The 17,918-nt window shown below is 47.0% G+C and carries 17 protein-coding genes; 5 read left to right on the forward strand and 12 right to left on the reverse strand.

Annotation, left to right across the window (positions count from 1 at the left end; translation table 11 throughout):
• The first annotated feature begins 67 nt into the window (after positions 1–67).
• Both HB364_RS24460 and HB364_RS24465 read left to right on the forward strand, forming a co-directional pair.
• Positions 68–475 carry a DoxX family protein gene (locus HB364_RS24460; RefSeq protein ID WP_167290953.1) on the forward strand — a complete coding sequence of 136 codons (408 nt, stop codon included), beginning with the start codon at positions 68–70 and terminating at the stop codon, positions 473–475.
• A gap of 1 nt (position 476) precedes the next feature.
• Positions 477–914, forward strand: a complete 438-nt coding sequence (locus tag HB364_RS24465) for an acyl-CoA thioesterase (RefSeq protein ID WP_167290954.1) — start codon at positions 477–479, stop codon at positions 912–914.
• A gap of 588 nt (positions 915–1,502) precedes the next feature.
• Here the strand turns inward: HB364_RS24465 and HB364_RS24470 are convergent.
• The 6 genes from HB364_RS24470 to dacB all read right to left on the reverse strand — a co-directional run bounded on the left by HB364_RS24470 (position 1,503) and on the right by dacB (position 7,111).
• Positions 1,503–2,165 carry an SdpI family protein gene (locus HB364_RS24470; protein ID WP_167290955.1) on the reverse strand — a complete coding sequence of 221 codons (663 nt, stop codon included), beginning with the start codon at positions 2,163–2,165 and terminating at the stop codon, positions 1,503–1,505.
• Between the two features lie 3 nt (positions 2,166–2,168).
• A complete protein-coding gene (locus tag HB364_RS24475; RefSeq protein ID WP_167290956.1) occupies positions 2,169–2,423 on the reverse strand; it encodes an autorepressor SdpR family transcription factor in 255 nt (84 codons plus the stop codon).
• A gap of 180 nt (positions 2,424–2,603) precedes the next feature.
• Positions 2,604–3,254 (reverse strand): DUF4304 domain-containing protein, encoded by a 651-nt coding sequence (locus tag HB364_RS24480; protein ID WP_167290957.1) that lies wholly within the window; start codon positions 3,252–3,254, stop codon positions 2,604–2,606.
• A gap of 92 nt (positions 3,255–3,346) precedes the next feature.
• Entirely contained in the window at positions 3,347–4,597 is a 1,251-nt protein-coding gene (locus HB364_RS24485) for an RNA polymerase sigma factor (RefSeq protein ID WP_246228595.1), read from the reverse strand.
• Positions 4,598–4,647: 50 nt separating this feature from the next.
• Positions 4,648–4,986, reverse strand: coding sequence for a YciI family protein (locus HB364_RS24490; RefSeq protein WP_167290958.1), 339 nt, complete (start codon positions 4,984–4,986; stop codon positions 4,648–4,650).
• Positions 4,987–5,698: 712 nt separating this feature from the next.
• Positions 5,699–7,111, reverse strand: coding sequence for a D-alanyl-D-alanine carboxypeptidase/D-alanyl-D-alanine endopeptidase (dacB, locus tag HB364_RS24495; RefSeq protein ID WP_167290959.1), 1,413 nt, complete (start codon positions 7,109–7,111; stop codon positions 5,699–5,701).
• Positions 7,112–7,256: 145 nt separating this feature from the next.
• On the opposite strand from dacB, the gene HB364_RS24500 reads away from it, so the two are divergent.
• Together HB364_RS24500 and HB364_RS24505 are read left to right on the forward strand one after the other, a co-directional pair.
• The gene (locus tag HB364_RS24500) at positions 7,257–8,513 is read left to right on the forward strand and encodes a CinA family nicotinamide mononucleotide deamidase-related protein (protein WP_167290960.1); all 1,257 of its coding nucleotides are present in this window, start codon (positions 7,257–7,259) and stop codon (positions 8,511–8,513) included.
• 78 nt (positions 8,514–8,591) lie between these two features.
• Entirely contained in the window at positions 8,592–9,932 is a 1,341-nt protein-coding gene (locus HB364_RS24505; protein WP_167290961.1) for a dihydrolipoamide acetyltransferase family protein, read from the forward strand.
• A 67-nt stretch (positions 9,933–9,999) separates the two neighbouring features.
• Here the strand turns inward: HB364_RS24505 and HB364_RS24510 are convergent, their stop codons facing one another.
• Positions 10,000–10,521, reverse strand: a complete 522-nt coding sequence (locus tag HB364_RS24510; RefSeq protein ID WP_167290962.1) for a histidine phosphatase family protein — start codon at positions 10,519–10,521, stop codon at positions 10,000–10,002.
• Positions 10,522–10,716: 195 nt separating this feature from the next.
• On the opposite strand from HB364_RS24510, the gene HB364_RS24515 reads away from it, so the two are divergent.
• Positions 10,717–11,430 (forward strand): hypothetical protein, encoded by a 714-nt coding sequence (locus tag HB364_RS24515; RefSeq protein WP_167290963.1) that lies wholly within the window; start codon positions 10,717–10,719, stop codon positions 11,428–11,430.
• On the opposite strand, the gene HB364_RS24520 is transcribed toward HB364_RS24515, so the two are convergent.
• The 5 genes from HB364_RS24520 to HB364_RS24540 all read right to left on the reverse strand — a co-directional run bounded on the left by HB364_RS24520 (position 11,431) and on the right by HB364_RS24540 (position 17,910).
• Positions 11,431–14,457 (reverse strand): alpha/beta hydrolase family protein, encoded by a 3,027-nt coding sequence (locus HB364_RS24520; RefSeq protein ID WP_167290964.1) that lies wholly within the window; start codon positions 14,455–14,457, stop codon positions 11,431–11,433.
• 175 nt (positions 14,458–14,632) lie between these two features.
• On the reverse strand, positions 14,633–15,289 hold the full coding sequence (locus HB364_RS24525; RefSeq protein ID WP_167290965.1) for a porin family protein: 657 nt from the start codon (positions 15,287–15,289) through the stop codon (positions 14,633–14,635).
• A 58-nt stretch (positions 15,290–15,347) separates the two neighbouring features.
• Positions 15,348–16,241, reverse strand: a complete 894-nt coding sequence (locus HB364_RS24530; RefSeq protein ID WP_167290966.1) for a DMT family transporter — start codon at positions 16,239–16,241, stop codon at positions 15,348–15,350.
• 24 nt (positions 16,242–16,265) lie between these two features.
• A complete protein-coding gene (locus tag HB364_RS24535) occupies positions 16,266–17,066 on the reverse strand; it encodes a polyprenol monophosphomannose synthase (RefSeq protein WP_208420074.1) in 801 nt (266 codons plus the stop codon).
• Positions 17,067–17,142: 76 nt separating this feature from the next.
• Positions 17,143–17,910, reverse strand: coding sequence for a 3'-5' exonuclease (locus HB364_RS24540; RefSeq protein ID WP_167290968.1), 768 nt, complete (start codon positions 17,908–17,910; stop codon positions 17,143–17,145).
• Positions 17,911–17,918 lie beyond the last annotated feature (8 nt).

The following is a 17,918-nucleotide window of genomic DNA, read 5'->3' on the forward strand; positions in this document are numbered from 1 at the left end:
ATTAACAATTCTTTTTCATTATGAAATGCAAAAGCAAATCCATTATTTTTGAGAAAACATCCTATCGATGAGTAAACTATTATCAACCAACTACACCAGTGGCGCCTTCAATTTTGGTGCCCTGCTGCTTCGCCTTGCTGTGGGTGGATTATTGTTGCCACATGGCTACGATAAGCTCGTTCATTTTGCGGCTAATAAAGCACACATGATTAACTTTATGGGAATCGGCGTAACAACTTCACTGGCGCTCCTCGTATTTGCCGAATTCTTTTGTTCCCTGTTTGTGATACTGGGGCTTGCTACCCGTTTGGCTGCCATACCACCTGCCTTTGCCATGTTTGTAGCACTGTGGAAAGGACATAACCTCGATATATTTGGCAAGGGTGAACATGCAGCCTTATTCATGTTTGGTTTCCTTGTAATCCTCATCATTGGCCCCGGTAAAGCCAGCGTGGACGGCGCTATGGGAAAATAACATGTTTATCGCAGAAACACACATACGCGTACGTTATGCAGAGACGGACCAGATGGACGTGGTCTACTATGGTAACTATGCCCAGTATTTTGAAGTAGGCCGCGCCGAATCTATCCGCCGGTTGGGATTTACCTACAAGGATATGGAAGCAAATGGCGTAATGATGCCTGTCGTGGAGTTGCACAGCAAATACCTGCGACCGGCACATTATGACGACCTGCTCACCATCAAAACTACCCTGCGGGAATTACCGGCCAATCACCGCATCGAATTTCACCAGGAAGTATACAATGAGCAGAAAAAGCTGCTCACCGTCGGCCGGGTGGTGCTCTACTTCCTGGATATAAAGACCAGGGCCAAAACCACTATGCCGGCCGGCCTGCGGGACGCCCTGGCCCCTTTTTTCCTTAATGATTCCTTAACGGCCAAAATTGAGTAGAATCTATTTAAAACCATTTCTTTGTGCCCGCTAACCTATGGAAAACCACCGGTCCTGTATCACTGAAAAACCAATAGTCCAAAATCCGGAAAAACCAGTCCAAATCCATTGAAGGAAAACCAATTTCCCGTCCAGAAAGTCCTTTGAAAAACATCCCCCCGCGGATGTTTTTCTCTTTTTAGCCCACACGCTATAAAACAGGCCCCCCACCCACTCAATCGGCACCAAGCAAATACTCGTCCCATTTGGGGAACACCCTTCAACGGGTACGCCTGCACCAGGACAATTACCTACCGGGGGTATCCTACTGGGAGCGGAATGCACTAAACATGGCCAGGGAATGCCCTGAAAAGCGCACTGGAGTGCTCTAAATACGGCTCTCTTCATAGTGTACCAGTGCAAGGTTCAGGCAATACTTAGGCCATTCCCTGAGCATTTCACCCCCAGTAGTATAGCTCCCTGGTAGCTTCCTGCTAAAGCCTCATTAACTCCTACCTGGATCTACTCCAAAGGTCAGGTAAAGGCACAACGCAGGCAGGACAGCCCATTCTGATTAAACAACTGAAAATCAATGCATAATCTATTGCCCTACCCTTGTTTATGCAGTTGCTCCTGCTTTTTGAACTCAATAAAAGAGAATACGATGGGAATAGCTACAATAATGAGGAATATTGCTCCCGCCGCAATAAGCAGGGCCGTGTTCTTGTGTATCAGGAAAGAAAGGATAATCATAAGCAAACCGCCGGCCACCCACAGGCGCGCCCCGAGATAATGTGTTTTCTTCCAAACCTCTTCATTTTCCAGTGTCCAGGGCGTACGGATACCCACAAAATAATTGGGCCGCAATGCCTGGAAATAATTCCCCAGCATGGCCACCATAAGGCCAATAAGGGCAATAAGCCATTGGGGATTGGCCATCCTGCCTTCCCTGGTGATGTACAGCATATAAATAGCCAGGCCCGACATAAACACAACCAGCATCAACCGTAAACTATGGTATTTATCCCCCATTTGCTGTAGCCTCTTTTTAGGATCAAGCGCAGGAAGCAACAATAGCAACAGGTAAATGCCAGCCGGCAAAATACAGGGCAGAAAAAACAGGATGGTCCTATGCGACCAATCATCGGCTTCCCCCTCTATATTAAAATGCGTAGGCACCCGCTCCGGCAGTTCGTGCCAGCTATAAGCGAGGTATGCATACGGCAATACTATCACTACCCATAACAGCAATTCCCTTATGTACTTATTCATGATTCACTTTTTAAGGGTGAGTATATACTGGATCAGATCGTCTACAACAGTAGTATTGATAGAATAGTGGATGAATTGCCCCTCCCGCACCGTCGTCACCAGCCCGGCACGTTTTAATTTATCCAGGTGATGCGAAATGCTGGGTGCGGTCATGTCAAACTTGGCGGCTATCTCACCGGCCGTCATATCCCGCTTCCTTAACAACTTAAGGATCTCCCTGCGCGCAGGATCATTGAGGGCCTTGAAAACTTCGTTCATGCTGCTACCTGCGTATTTGTATATTTAGACAAATGTCTAAATATTATCCGGAATAAACAAATCTATCTTGGGATGAAAAAATCAGGGGCCCTGTAGCGGCCCCTGTATAATCTATTGTTTGTCTTTAAAAAGTATACCGGATTATCTCCCATTGATTACCGTAACAAATACAGGCCATAGCTACTCACCGGGTCCGGCGTTCAACACCTTTTCAAAGTCCGTTCTTCCAATAAACGTACTTGTGGGCTCAAGCTTTGAAAGCCCAAACCTGGCAAATTGCTTTGCCCTGGCCACATCCCGCTTCTCGTATATTTTTGTTAATGCCCAGGCAAGCCGGATGTCAGTTGTCATCAGGTCCATTCCTCCTAATTTGGAACTGACATTTTTATAGATATTATCGAGATCTGAAACTTCAATTTTGTCAAAAATATAGTCTTTATTTTTGAAGAGATCCATAATTGGAACAGCCTGATTAACAACAATACTGAACATTTCATTTGCGACCTGAATGTTCTTTTCCGGGTCATCCGAATATTGCCACCATTGATCAGACTTGTTATTATTCGTAAGTCGCGTCCTAAACTCACACTCACTATATTTCAGTTTCCTGAAATCAATTTTATATTCGCCTATCCCATCAATAGCCTTCGGCTGAATGCCAAACTCCGCGCAGCATTGCCCACCCCATTGGCTGGCCTGAACACCAATGGTAAAAACAAAGTCATCCGTATCCATCAAATAATTAAACCCTGAACCTTTAAAACCCAACGTTCTTAAATGTCCGGCTAATGTTTTTGAGATGTGTTTTTTAAAGTCTGATGCAGCAATCATAGGCTTCCAATATAATTATTCATAACAATCTGAAGGCTGATGTAAGTTAATCCTTCCTGGGCAATTCAGCTATAACAATTGTTACAGGGATTTTAACAGCCAGGCGTTAACCTGTTAATCTTTTCCCGGATGGTATGCTTATCTGTTTGCGTCCTGGCCAATGCATAGGCTTTTTCAAGGTTTGCGATGGCATTGGAGAGGTCATTGTTCTTATACAACTCACCCAGCAGGATAAAGTAGAAATGATTATCGTGCAGGTTGAGCTTTTCCGCTTCTGCCATGGCTGTCTCCCATCCTTTCGCCTTATACAGGGCAAACAACCTGTTCAGTGCAACGCCTGGTGAATAATTGGTTTGTAGCAGCAGGTCATACAATTGCAGGATGCCATTCCATTTTTCGGGAGTGTCTTCCTTTTGGCAATGCCACTGGGCAATGCCCGCTTCGAGGTGATAAGAAGACACTTCACTCCCTTGTGCCGACTGGCTTAAAAAATAATCGCCCTGCCGCATCAGGTCTTTATCCCACAATGCAGCATCCTGCTGCTCATATAAAATGGGCGAGCCAGAGCTATCCTGCCGGGCAGTAAAACGGGAGGAATGATAACACATCAAAGCGATTAGCGCATTCGTTTTGGGCTGGTTGGTGATAGCAAATTCAGTAAGCAATACACCCAGGCGTAATGCTTCAATGCAGAAGTCTTTCCGCAATACCTCATTCTGGGTTTTGGAATAATACCCTTCGCTGAACAGCAGGTAAATAACGTGTAAAACATTGTCGAGCCGGTTGGCTATTTCATCTTCCGGGGGCAATTCCATCTTTACCTTTTCGATCCGCAGTTTATCCTTTGCCCTGAACAGCCGCTTATTGATCGTTTCTTTATTGGTAAAAAAGGCTTCGGCAATCTCATCAATACCAAAGCCGCAGAGAATACGCAAGGCCAGCCCGATCTGTGCTTCACTGGCAATGGCGGGATTACAAACGGCAAATAGCATCTGCAACTGACTATCCCTGATATGTTGCGGTGAAAAATCAAGGTCTTCCATCTCCTGCTCTTTTTCCTGGCTGCTTGTTATGGCAGGAATTACTTTCTTTTGCAGTATCTTATTGCGCCGGAAATAATACAGCGTTTTTTGTTTGGCTACTACATACAGCCAGGCAACAGGATTTTCGGGCGTGCCTTTCATTCCCCATGATTCGGTAGCTGATAAAAAAGTTTCGCTCACGATATCCTCTGCGATCTCAATATGCTGCAATCCAAACTGCTTGCTGATCACAGCCACCATTTTGGCAAACTCCTGCTGGAATAACTGTTTTAAAGAATCGTATGGCTTTTCCATAATCATGTCAAAACCTGCTTTCCGGGGAAAGCAGGTTTTATTGGTTTATACTCATCTTATTGATATACGGGCCTGATCTCCACGCTGCCGCCGCTATCCAGGGCCGGGCAACCGTGGGCCAATGTGGTCGCATCTTCCAGGCTTTCCGCTTTAATCACCATAAAACTCCCCAGCCGCTCCCTGATCTCTACAAAGGGGCCATCAGTAACAACGCCACCGGCTTTCAGTACCTTGCCTTCATCGGCCAGCCGGATACCAGTCTGCACCAGCTTTCCCTGTGCAGCAATACCCCCTACCCAATCCTGCCATTTCTTATACAGGTTTTGCATCTCGGCAGGTGATGTTTGGCTATAATCATAACTCGGCTGGCGGAATAGAAACATGAACTCTTTCATCTTGTGCTTATTTTATTAGTTATTGAAGTGTGTTTACACCTCAATAATGACCGGAACGACAGCAATTGGACAGATCAGGGGAAATATTTTCTAAGGTCGTTATAAAAAACTAAAAATCAAGATCACTCTGCGAGGCTTGCAGCTTTATTTTGATATTAGCAACATTGTAGTTCAAATAAGGAATTATTCCGGCTTTCATTTAAGTGGTCAAATTCGACCACTTAAAGATTGGGGTTATTCAATTGTCGTAACAGTGTCACAACAATCAGCTTACCATAATCAGCTCTTTTATTTTGCAGGAGGTAGTCCTGCCATAACAATATAGTAAGTGTCCCATTTACTGCAGAGGCCACCTGGCATAATAAATCCTGGCTGTTTTGTGATAAAAACCGCTGATTTTCGTGAAATGGGTCAACTATAGCTTTGGTATAGCGTAGGTATAGCTTAGGTATAGAGTTCCCATAGTCCAGGTATAGAGTATCTATAGAGTATCTTTAGCTGACCTATAGTGAACCCTACCCTTTGCTCCTTTATTCCGATACGATGTTTCAATTTTTCCTGGTCTCTTTTTTGTCCATTTTTCGTTTGTCTGCCAACTTCCACGCAAAGTAGCTAATCCTGCAACGATTCCCCATGCGGATGATGATATATGCAAAAAATGATTACAAATGATAACAAATACCTGCCGCTTACCAATCACAACCATAATATTCTACTTCAGCACATCCAACACCTTATACATCTTCTTTACCGCCTCTCCTGCGGAGCCGTCATAATTATTTACGATAATAGCATAAGCATATTCGTTGCCGTCTTTGGCAGTATGATACCCCGCAAAGGAACGGGCGCCCCCAACAGAGCCGCTCTTCATCTTCATGCCATTGTATTCCGGCAGACAATTATAGAAGGAAGTATACCAGGGCCTCGTTTTCGCATATTGCAGCACCTGCACCAGGGCGCCAGTGGTAACCCGGTTCTGTGGCGATAATCCGCTACCATCCATGATATGAATGGCCGCTTTATCAATGCCCTGCTGCTGCCAGAAATTGCGTACCTGCTCTACGCCACGCTCCGTAGTAGCGCCAGGACCCTCTTTTTCATAGGCCAGCGTTTTAATCAGCGCTTCTCCATACAGGTTAATACTCCGGCGCAGGAACCAGTAATTAATACTGTCCAGTGGCGGCGACAACAATACCCCTAATGATTGCTGCATGGCAGGCCAGTTCCTGTTGTTGGCCTTTTTCTCTATATACAATTTGGAAGGCCCCTCTACTTTCAGTTTTTGTGTTGTCAATGCAACCTCCAGTTCCCGTGAAAACTGCAAAGGAGGATTGGTGAGTGAACCGGAAATAGTAAACGTATCGCCCAGGGGAACGGTCCCTTGTGTAAATCCGTAAGTAGCGTAAGGTGGATTGTAGATATAGCCATTGTCACCACTTCCTCTTTTACCGGTGGTGATGAGGTTCACCAGGCCTTCTGCCTGGAAGGCAGGACGGGTACCGGCTATTGTCGTTGCCTCCCCTTCTGCCTTACCGGGTTTAAGTAAGAGATCATATTGATTCTCCCGCCAGTTAATACCCCAGCAACCGGCTCCGTAATAATTGCCAATATCATCCCAGATCCAGCCGCCGGGCAGGGGCTGAATAGAAAAGATGGAATCATTCAACAATATCCTTCCTTCCACCTTAGTGATCTTATGAGCCTTCAGCATAGCAATAATCCTGTTGAGTACCGTATCAGGTTTGGTGGCAGACCAGCGCCAGCTACCCAGTGTAGGATCGCCGGAACCATTCACCTGCAGGTTGCCTTTTAATAGGCCTTTCTCTATCTTACCAGTATATCCTATTTCTGTTTTGTACCGGTAGCCCTGGCCCAGCAGTTCAAAAGCTGCCGCACTGGTAAAAAGCTTTTGGGTGCTGGCAGGCGCCAGGCCCACATTCCTGTTGTGGTCATATACGGGCTTCCCGGTTTTTATATCCACCACATACAAACTGACAATGGCATACTTCATTTGAGCATCGGCTTCAAATTGTTGTACTGCTGCTGCCAGTTTCTGCGGCAGCGACTGTGCCATAACAATAGCAGTATTGACCAAACAGGCAAAAAGAAAGAAGATTCGCTTCATAAGCGGGTTCATTAATATAATTACCCAACGTAAGCAAAAATCATGAACCAGCCAATCACAACTGGCGCAAGTATGCAGCCATGCCTTGTGCGAAAGGGTACTTGTGCCTTCCATCCCCTACCTTTGTTCCCCCAATTAATAAATCATGGAGCAGGTCTTTGCATCAATCATAACCATTGGCGATGAATTACTGATCGGACAGGTAGTAGATACCAACAGCGCCTGGATGGCGCAGGAACTCAATAAAGCAGGCATCTGGCTCAAACGCCGGGTAGCAGTAGGCGATAACAAACAGGAGATCCTCAACGCCCTCGACGACCAAAGCCGCGACACACAGATCATCCTCATCACCGGTGGACTCGGCCCAACGGCTGATGATATTACCAAACCCGTTTTGTGTGATTACTTCGGCGGCAAAATGGTCGTAGATCAAAATACCCTGGCCCATGTAAAATACCTGTTTGAGCAGGTATTCCGCCGTCCCATCACAGAGCGGAACCTGAAACAGGCAGAAGTACCTGATGTATGTACCGTACTGCACAATACCCGCGGAAGCGCTCCCGGTATGTGGTTCGAAAAGAACGGCCGGGTATTCGTATCCCTGCCGGGCGTACCGCATGAAATGAAAGGATTAATGACCAATGAGGTATTGCCCAGGCTGCAACAACATTTTACCATGCCGTTCATTTCCCACCGTACCTTGCTGACGGCCGGGATTGGAGAAAGCTACCTGGCCGATAAGATCCAGACCTGGGAGGAAAAACTGCCCGCCCACTTCAAACTTGCGTATCTCCCCAACTATGGTATGGTTCGCCTGCGCATTACAGGATCAGGCCCTGATAAACAACAACTGGAAGAAGCGCTCGATACAGAATTCAGCAAAGTAAAAGCACTCGTAAAAGAATGGATGGTGGTGGATGAGGACCTGCCCCTCCATGTGGTCATTGGCAACCTGCTCAAACAACAGGGTAAAACCATGTCTACAGCAGAAAGCTGCACCGGTGGCTATATTGCCCACCTGATCACATCAGTGTCGGGGTCCAGCGCTTATTATAAGGGCAGTATTGTATCTTACGCCAATGAAATAAAGGAAAAGGTGCTGAATGTATCGCCCGAAACCATGAAAGCCGGAGGCGCTGTAAGTGAAGCCACCGTAAAAGAGATGGTACTGGGCGCCGTGGCCGCACTCAATACCGACTATGCGCTGGCTACTTCCGGCATCATGGGACCGGATGGCGGATCGCCCGAAAAGCCGGTAGGAATGGTGTGGGTGGCAGTAGGTAACCGGAACAAAGTGGTGACCCAGTTGTTTAATTTCCGGTTCGATCGTATGCGGAACATTGAAATGACCGCTATCAATGCCCTCAACCTGCTGAGAAAATTTATAGCAGAACAGGCATGATGCGAACGATTGTTAGCAAAATCATTACCTTTGCCCCTTTGGACATAAAAACTAATCATAAAAAACCAGAAACTCATTATGGCAGTTGTTGACCTGGTCATGCCTAAGCTGGGAGAAAGCATCATGGAAGCCACTGTTTTAAAGTGGCACAAGCAACCCGGCGATTCTGTGAAGATGGATGAAACCGTACTGGAAATAGCTACGGACAAGGTGGATAGTGAAGTACCCTCAACGGCCGAAGGCGTTATAGAAGAGATACTGTTCAAGGTGAATGATGTGGTGCCTATCGGTACCGTAATAGCCCGTATACGTACAGGTGCCGCCGAGCCCGTTAGCCCGGCCCCGAAGCCACAACCGGTTACCAGTCATCAACAACCACTCGCCACTCACCACTCGCCACTCACCACTCACCAGCCGCAGGCATCTGTGAATGGCAGCGGAGGCCGCTTCTACTCCCCGCTGGTACTCAACATTGCCGCCAGCGAAGGCGTAAGCATGAGTGAGCTGGAGAACATTCCCGGCACGGGCAATGAAGGCCGCGTAACAAAGAAAGATATCTTACAATATATAGAAAACAAAAAGCCCGGAAAAACGTCGGTCTACGAATCCAAAGCCATACCAACCCAACCTCAGCAACAGGCCCAGGTAATAAGCGTGCAGGAATCAAAGCAGCTCGCCGCTCAAGGCTCGCAGCTCACAGCTTATTCGGGCAACGTTGAGATCATTGAAATGGACCGTATGCGCAAAGCTATTGCCAGTCACATGGTAAACAGCAAACAAACAAGCGCACACGTTACCAGCTTTACGGAGGCCGATGTGACCAACATGGTATTGTGGAGAGAGCGGGTGAAAAAGGAATTTGAAAAACGGGAAGGAGAAAAACTGACCTTCACGCCCCTCTTCATTGAAGCAGTCATACGCTGTATCAAAAAATATCCCTGGCTGAACAGCAGCGTGGATGGCGATAAGATCATCATCAAAAAGGACATCAATATAGGCATGGCAGCCGCCTTGCCAACCGGCAACCTCATTGTGCCGGTAATTAAGAATGCAGACCAGTTAAACCTGGTAGGGCTCACGAAACAGGTAAATACCCTGGCCAATAATGCGCGTAATGCGAAGCTGAAACCCGACGATACCCAGGGCGGCACATTCACCCTCACCAATGTGGGTACCTTTGGCAGCCTCATGGGTACACCTATCATTAACCAGCCGCAGGTAGCGATCCTCGCTGTAGGAGCCATTAAGAAAAGGCCGGTAGTGATTGAAACAGAACAGGGCGACTCCATCGCTATCCGCCACATGATGTACCTATCCATGTCATACGATCACCGTATTATAGACGGCGCACTGGGAGCTACCTTCCTCAATGCCGTTGCGAAAGAACTCGAACATTTTAACCCGGAAAGGGAAATTTAGTGTTGTGTTGCTGCTACTTTAAGCAAGGCCTGGGCGCAAGCCCGGGCTTTCGTTTTATTGACTTTTATCAATTGGAAGGAGCACCATACTTGAGGCGCTTGTATTTGATCTTCGTTCCCAAAAAACGCTTGTAAGTAACTACAAACAGGTTATCATACTCATTATCCTGCAGGTCAGCAGGTATGGTAGTGGCATTGGTTAATCCGTTCACAATATTGTCCACCGTATTGCTATGCCCCACGATCAGGGTGCTGTATTTGATCGCTTTCAGGTCCTTAAAAAAAGCCGAATCGGGCAGGGGGCCATACGTCCGGATATCAAGGGCCCGGTAACTACGCAGGGGTTCTGCGGTGGCCCTGGTGCGTATTGTATTGGTGGAATAGATATATTCTATCTTTTTATCCCGTAAAACCTCTTTCAGCGCCTGGGCCCGCTGCTCTCCCGCTGCACTGAGGGGTGGATCATTGGGGGTAGACATAGTGAGACCAGGAGATGGAACCGCTTTTTCTGCGTGGCGGACCACATAATAAGTATGGCTACAAGACGTTAGCAATAAGGATAAGGTTAAAACAGTGAGTAGGGATCGCATGGTAGGGTTTTTAACATTTTAAAATTAAACGTCATTTTTTATCACCCGTCAATTTTCGTAAATTCATTTTACCGCTAAACCAAATTACGTGATGAATGACAATGCTATCGCCCGGTTGTTGCACCATATATGTTAAAAAGGCTTAGCAGTACCTGGTAGCATTGAAAGCATCACAGGATCTTAAATAATCACCAGATGAAGACACTCTCCGAAACCTGGTTTGCCGATGGCTACATTGACTTCGAACTGAAAAAGTACACCCTGCTGGCCTACTTACAGGAAGTTCACAAGTACTTTGACGCCAACAAACTCTACCCCCAACTGGCAGATGTTATTTTCCACTACAACAACCTCGTTGCCTTCCGGGAGAATAAAAAATACCTGCAGGAACAATTCCCTAAAAAACTGACAGGCATACAGCTTGAAAAACTGCAGTTATTATATGAACAGATCATTGAAGATGATGAAATGATGCAGGAACTGGAAGATATCATCAACTACTCTACCGGCAAAATGCAGAAGGCCATCAGCAATGGCACTGAGATCTATGAATTCGTAGAGAACAAGCTCACCATTTTCCCCGTTGGCCTCATACCGCTGGATGTCCGGGAGGGCTACTTCTTCTTAAGTGAAGGCAATTACCGCAATACGCGCGTATACCAGTACCGCCTGAGCTTCTTTGAAAAGCACGACGAGAAATACCGCGCCATTAAAACCGAGTACATTGACCAGTGGGAAAGGAATATGGTGAATTCGTATGAGAACATCAAGGCAGAACTCATACGCAATAAAAAAGACCTGCCCAACCCGGCTGTTTATTCCATTGAAACACCGTTGACCTTCCCGGTAGATGAAACCTTACTGCCCGTAGCCAAGCGCAGCCTGGTAAGGTATATTACCGCAGCATAGTCAAAACGCTTTCTTCTCCTCTACCTGTGTTCCCCAGTCAATTCCCTTATCCAGGGCAGGCACACCTTCTGCAATCCATTTGGCGGCAGGCGCCCCTTTAAGGAAATGATCAAAGAACTGTCCCAGGCGGATGCTGAGGTCTTTGCGGTTCCTTCTTTCCACCAGGTTATGGTCTTCCCCATTATACTGCAGCAGCCATGTTTTTTTACCGAGACGGCGCATGGCAGTAAAAAACTCAATGCCCTGGTACCAGGGTACAGCCCCATCCGCATCATTGTGCATGATCAATACAGGCGTAGTGATCTTATCGGCCTTGAATAAAGGAGAGTTCTTGATATACAGCTCAGGCTTTTGCCAAAGGGTAGCGCCAATACGGCTCTGGCTGCGTTCATACTGGAACTGGCGGTTCAGGCCTGTACCCCAGCGTATGCCGCCATAAGCGCTGGTCATATTGGCCACAGGAGCACCCGCACCGGCAGCAGCAAACATTTTGGTACGCGTAACAAGATAAGCCACCTGGTAGCCTCCCCAGCTTTGCCCCTGTATCGCCATCTTCGTAGAATCCACCCAGGGCATCTTAGCCATATACTTCGCAGCCGATACCACAGAATTATAGGCGCTTTCACCCGGCTCTCCGTTCTTATAATAAATATTGGGATCAAATACCAGGTAACCATTGCTTACAAAATAAGCGATATTAATCGTAGAGGCGCTGGGCGCAGGCGTACGGTAATTATACAAACCATCGGCATCCTGTTCGTAGAAATAAAAGATCACAGGATATTTTTTCTTAGGATCAAAATCCTCAGGCTTGAACAGCAGTCCTTCCGCTTCCTTACCATCAAACATCTTCCACTTCACCAGCTCAGACGTGAGCCAGTTATACTCCTTCTGTTGTGGATTAATAGCGCTCAGGCGGGTAAAGCTTTTAAAGTCGGTAGTAGTAAACACATTCGCAGCTTCCTGCACATTCATACGCCCCACCATGAAAACATCCGCCTGCCTGGCCTTCACCGGCATTACATGCGTGTTAGGTCCCATGGTCAGTTGAATAGGATCACCGGCAATGTTGAGTTTCTTGGTATAAAAACCATCATACTTATTGGTACGGTTAAACGCATCCAGCAGTAACTGCTCATCGGCCTTTATGAAACGCGCTTCACGGTCCGTACGTACATAACGCAATACCGTCCTGTTCTTCTTGCCATACCCACTCGTTACGTTCACGGGCAGCTTTTCTCCATTGGGGTCTACCTGCCATACATCATAACGGTCATAGATCAGTACAGCCGCATCATTTTCCAGCCAGCCGGCAGTACCAAAGGAAAAAGGATCATCCGGATGATCATCTTCATCATCATACAAGTGAGCCGTGATCTTCTGCGTAATATTCTTAATGGCCCCTGTACTTACCTGGTAGGTGAAATAATTTTTGGTAGACATATCGTACCAAAGTACATACTGTGCTTTGGGCGACAGCGCAAAGAAACCTCTTTGCTTCTCTTTTACAAGTTTGCGTGAGCCATCTATCGTAGAAATAATATAAGCGTTTTGACGGGTGAAGCCCTCCCACTGGGCAGATATACGGCTCCCCTTACTGGATACAGCAAGTACGAAATCAGCATTACCTTCATCGGCCAGTATAATATTTTCAGCACTGTCCGATCCCAGTTGAACCACCTTACCAGCCGGTATACTTAACACTGAAGTATAGCTCCTGCGCAGGTTGGCATTCAGTTGCACCAGTTGCTGGGGCTGCAGGTAATCATCCTTATAATGCCAGATGTCAAGGCGGGCTGTCTCAAAATCTACCAACGTAGTATCTTTTGGTTTCCTGATCTCTGCCAATCCGAAAAACAGCTTTTGCCCGTCTTTACTGAAAGTGAGCAAATAATTCTCGCTCACACTAAGTCCTTTGCCAACGCCGGCTGTAGAACGGTCTACCTGCAGGCGGGCGCTATCCATAGCCGGTTTATAATACCAAAGCTTATAGAACTTTTGCAAGGCTTTGGCCACACTGTCGCGCTCTGCTACAAAAGCAAGCTGGCTGCCCTGCTCATCGAACGCAATATTCTTTACATCATTGAATCCTTTCATCACCGTATCAACCTTGCCGGCTGGCAAACCGGTCCATAACAAGGCAGCAGCAGAAGCAGTATTACCAGTGGCACGGGTGGTTCTTACAACCAGCGCATTACCCGGCTCAGGGAAATAATATTCACTGACAAGCTTATAGCTCTTCTCTTCACCGGTATACAAATTGCGCAATACAAGCTCAGTTCCTTCTTCCCCATCATTAGCTGCTGCCGTAGCAGCCCCGGCGCCGGCACGTCCTCCTCCCCTGCCTGCCACCGTCGCGGAAACAGGCGCATTGCCACTATTGCCTGTATTACCGCCCTCGCCCCTCGGTGCAGGCTGCAATACAGCCATCCCTTTCGTTTTGGCTTCATTGGCTTTATTACGAATGCTGTCAGCTACGCGCACCAGGCTATCGGCCATACGCATCATACGCTCCAGCCTGGCCACTGAATCGGGCGTACCGCCGCCACGGGTGCTGGCAGGTAAAGGCTTTTCCAGGAGATAGGCCATCCATTGACCAGTACCCTTTTCTGGCGTCTTGAAAGACTTGACACGGGCTATTTTAGTCACACTGTCTTTACCCAGTTCCACAATACCCAGGCTGTCTTTGGGCATATCATTGGGCGTCTTCTTCTTGACCCTGGCCTCACGGGTATCTTTAAACAGTGCCCGGATCTTAAAAACAACAAAGCGGTTGTCTGCTGTAATCGAAGCGCCATAACCGCGGGGCACTTCTTTCTTCCAGGAATTATCAGCAGCCTGGATCACCAGGGCGCCATCCCCTTCCTGGGGTGTTATGGCATACACTACATATTTACCATTATTACTGATCGTCCGCTCGCTGATGCTTTGCCAGCTATCGTATACGGAGTGATCGAGGGGCTTTTTTTGCGCAAGGGCTATTCCGGAACTGAGCAGCGCCAGTAGCAGGTAGACAAATCTTCTCATTGTACGCGTTGGTTTGGGATAAAATTAATCTAAAGTTCTATTGGACGATTTTTGTCATCCCGCTTTGCGGCCACTTATAAAAGAAAAGGGCCAGGCCATAAAGAAAAAAGAGTGAGCCGTCCCGACTAAAGTACGGGACGGCCCACTCTTTTCTCAATATTATGATTTAAACTTATTACTGTGCTTTGCGCGCAAACATATACCCTATGGATATACCAACATTGGTGTTTTTGAATTTGATATCGCTGGCGCCGGCTACTACATCTGCGCCGTCATAAATGTTGGCAAGGCCCGGTGTGAAATTAATACTAAAGGTAAGGCCCGATTCTAACTCAAGGCCTGCCAGCACGTTAAAGCCAAAGTCGAAACGCTTGTAACCACCGTCCTGGAATACATCATCACTGGCCCCGCCGGATTTGCCCTTGCCAAATATGCCGTACCCTATAGAAGGTCCAAAACCGCCAAAGAATTGTAACTGCGTGGGAAAAGTGTGGCGGTAAACAAAGTTTAAAGGCACTTCGAGGTAGTAAGGACGGATCTCGGCTTCTGTACGGTTGCCGTCATCATCTGTACCGTTGAATTTACTGCCCTTGCCGCTTAAGAGCAGTTCGGGACGGAAGCTGAATTGGGGAGATAAAGGGATATCCGCCACGCCGCCGATATGAAAACCAACAATGGCGTCGCCATTCTGATCGGCCGACATTCCCATGTAGGTCAATTTTACATTTTGATTGGCAATGTTGATACCTGCCTTAATACCAAAGCGGGGGGTCTGTGCCGAAACAAGAGCAATAGAGCTAACAGCAAGCAATAGAAGTAATATTTTTTTCATGGCTTTTTGGGGGGTTATATTTAGGAACAAATAAAACAATTATAACCATAAATAAAAGTTAAGTATTGGCCAGGACAGCGCCTTTCTTATGCGCCCGGTAAAAAAGCCAGGTTTGTAACAATACAGAGATTACGATCAATAACAGGCCCCCGTAAAACGAGCCGGTCAGCAGCTTATCTTCCCGGTACACCGCAAAAGCCAGCGCGATACCATATAAAGGTTCAAGATTATAAGTAAGGTTCACCGTAAAAGCAGATATCTTCTTAAGCGCATTCATGGAAAGGCGAAACGCCCATACGGTACATAACCAGGCCAGCACCAGCAGCCAGCCAAGATCGCTTACAGTGGGCAATACATGATCGGGCGGGAAATACTGCAGGTAAAAAGGCAGCAAGGCAGACAGAAAAAGAAAACCTCCGCTCAGTTCATACAACGTTACTGTTTCGGATGTATGTACTTGTAACAACTGCCGGTTAAACACCGGGAACAAACTGCCCAGCAAGGCAGATATAAGTCCAACAACAATACCTGTTTTATATTGAGGATCGAAATGAAAGATCAGTGAAATACCCACAATGGCGATAAGACCCAGCAGGAGCTCTGTCCAATTCATCTTTTTACGGGTAATAAGGGGCTCAAAAACAGCGGTAAAAAAGCCAATAGCAGAAAAGCAAACAAGCGCTACGGAAACATTGGCATACTTGATACTGCCATAAAAACTAACCCAATGCAGGGCCGCTATAGCGCCCACACCGGTAATCTTCACTATTTCCCGGAAGGAGATGCCTTGTAACTTTTTACTGAAGAAGTAAAGTACCCATAAAGTAACGGCAGTAATAAGCAGGCGGTACCATACCAGCAAACCTTCATTGAGGGTGATCAGACGACCAAGAATACCAGTAAATCCAGCTAAAAGAACAGCTCCATGCAGTTGAAAGAATGCTTTGCGCATACAGGCAAGATAAGACGGAATGGTTTATTTAACCCATTTCACTTTTTGATCATCTCTTTGCATAGAGGGGAATACAGAAGCGGAGTTCGCGTTCTTAACACGATTGCGGTAATCCTTGAAGAGGCTGTACCAACGGAGTTTGAGTACGCCAAGGATACCTTCTTTTACAATGCCTTTGTGCATCTTGGAAGCGCCAAACTTGCGGTCTTCAAATACGATAGGCACTTCTTTTATCTTGAAGCCCAGCTTCCAGGTGGCAAACTTCATTTCGATCTGGAAGGCATAACCCAGGAACCTGATCTGGTCAAGGTTAATGGCTTCCAGCACCTCGGCACGGTAACATACAAAACCTGCCGTGGTATCCTTTACCGGTATCCAGGTGATGAGGCGGGTATACAGGGAGCCCCCTTTGGAAAGCAGGATCCGGTTCTTTGGCCAGTTGACCGTACCGCCACCAGCCACATAGCGCGACCCGATAGCCATATCGGCCCCATTCTTACAGGCTTCATATAAACGTTGAAGGTCCACGGGGTTGTGGGAGAAATCGGCATCCATTTCAAAAATAAAGCGATAACCGCGCGCCAGTGACCATTTAAACCCGTGGATATAGGCAGTGCCAAGCCCTAATTTACCGGTACGTTGCTCCAGGAAGAGCTGACCGGCATATTTTGATTGTAATTCCTTTACAATGACCGCCGTACCGTCGGGCGAACCATCGTCAATAACGAGTACGTGAAAGCCCTGCCGCAATGCAAAAATGGCATCCAGTATGAGGGCAATGTTTTCCCGCTCATTATAGGTGGGTATGATTACTATCTTTTCCAAATCGGGCAATCAATGAGATTCACAAAATTACGGGTTTTCAGGCGCTGGTTTTTGCCCAAATTCCCCACAAACGGATTTAACCCTTCTTTAACAGGGTCCTGTTGAATATTTCCGTGAGTTTCTGCTTGGTATGCATAGGGAAATCCCCTTTCATCATCCAATCATAATATTGGGGCTCGGCCTTTAGCACATCCGCCACAGATCTTCCCTTATGCTTTCCAAAGTTAAATACCTCAACACCATTTTCCAGTACCATGCGCCGGGCAAAATCAACGGTATTATCCTCCCCAATCAGCTTCAGGATACTTTCAATGGTGGTACCCAGTTGCGGATACTTGGCCACCTGTGCTACCAGCACTTCCCAGGTAGCGGTAGCATCAACTTCTGCACCATGCGCCCCTTCGAGGGTCTTATTGCAATAAAACTTATAGGCGGCACTGAGCGTACGCTGCTCCATCAGGTGAAACACCTTTTGTACATCAACAAGGCGCCGGCCCTTGAAGTCGAAATCCAGTCCTACCCGCAGAAATTCTTCTGCCAGCATGGGAATATCAAAACGGTTGGAGTTATAACCGGCAAGGTCACAATTGTCCAGGAACTGTTTGATCTCATTGGCGGCCTGCTTAAAGGTAGGCGCATCCTTCACCATTTCATTGGTAATTCCATGCAGATCGCTCGAAACGGTGGAAATGGGTATTTCAGGGTTCAGCAGTTTACGCTTTACCAGCTTACTTCCGTCGGGCTGAATCTTCACGATGGCAATTTCAACAATACGGTCAGTGCTAAGGTTGATGCCGGTAGTTTCCAGGTCAATGATTGCTAATGGTCTTGCTAATTGTAACATCAAATTTT

The organism is Paraflavitalea devenefica (assembly GCF_011759375.1).
Taxonomy (GTDB): domain Bacteria; phylum Bacteroidota; class Bacteroidia; order Chitinophagales; family Chitinophagaceae; genus Paraflavitalea; species Paraflavitalea devenefica.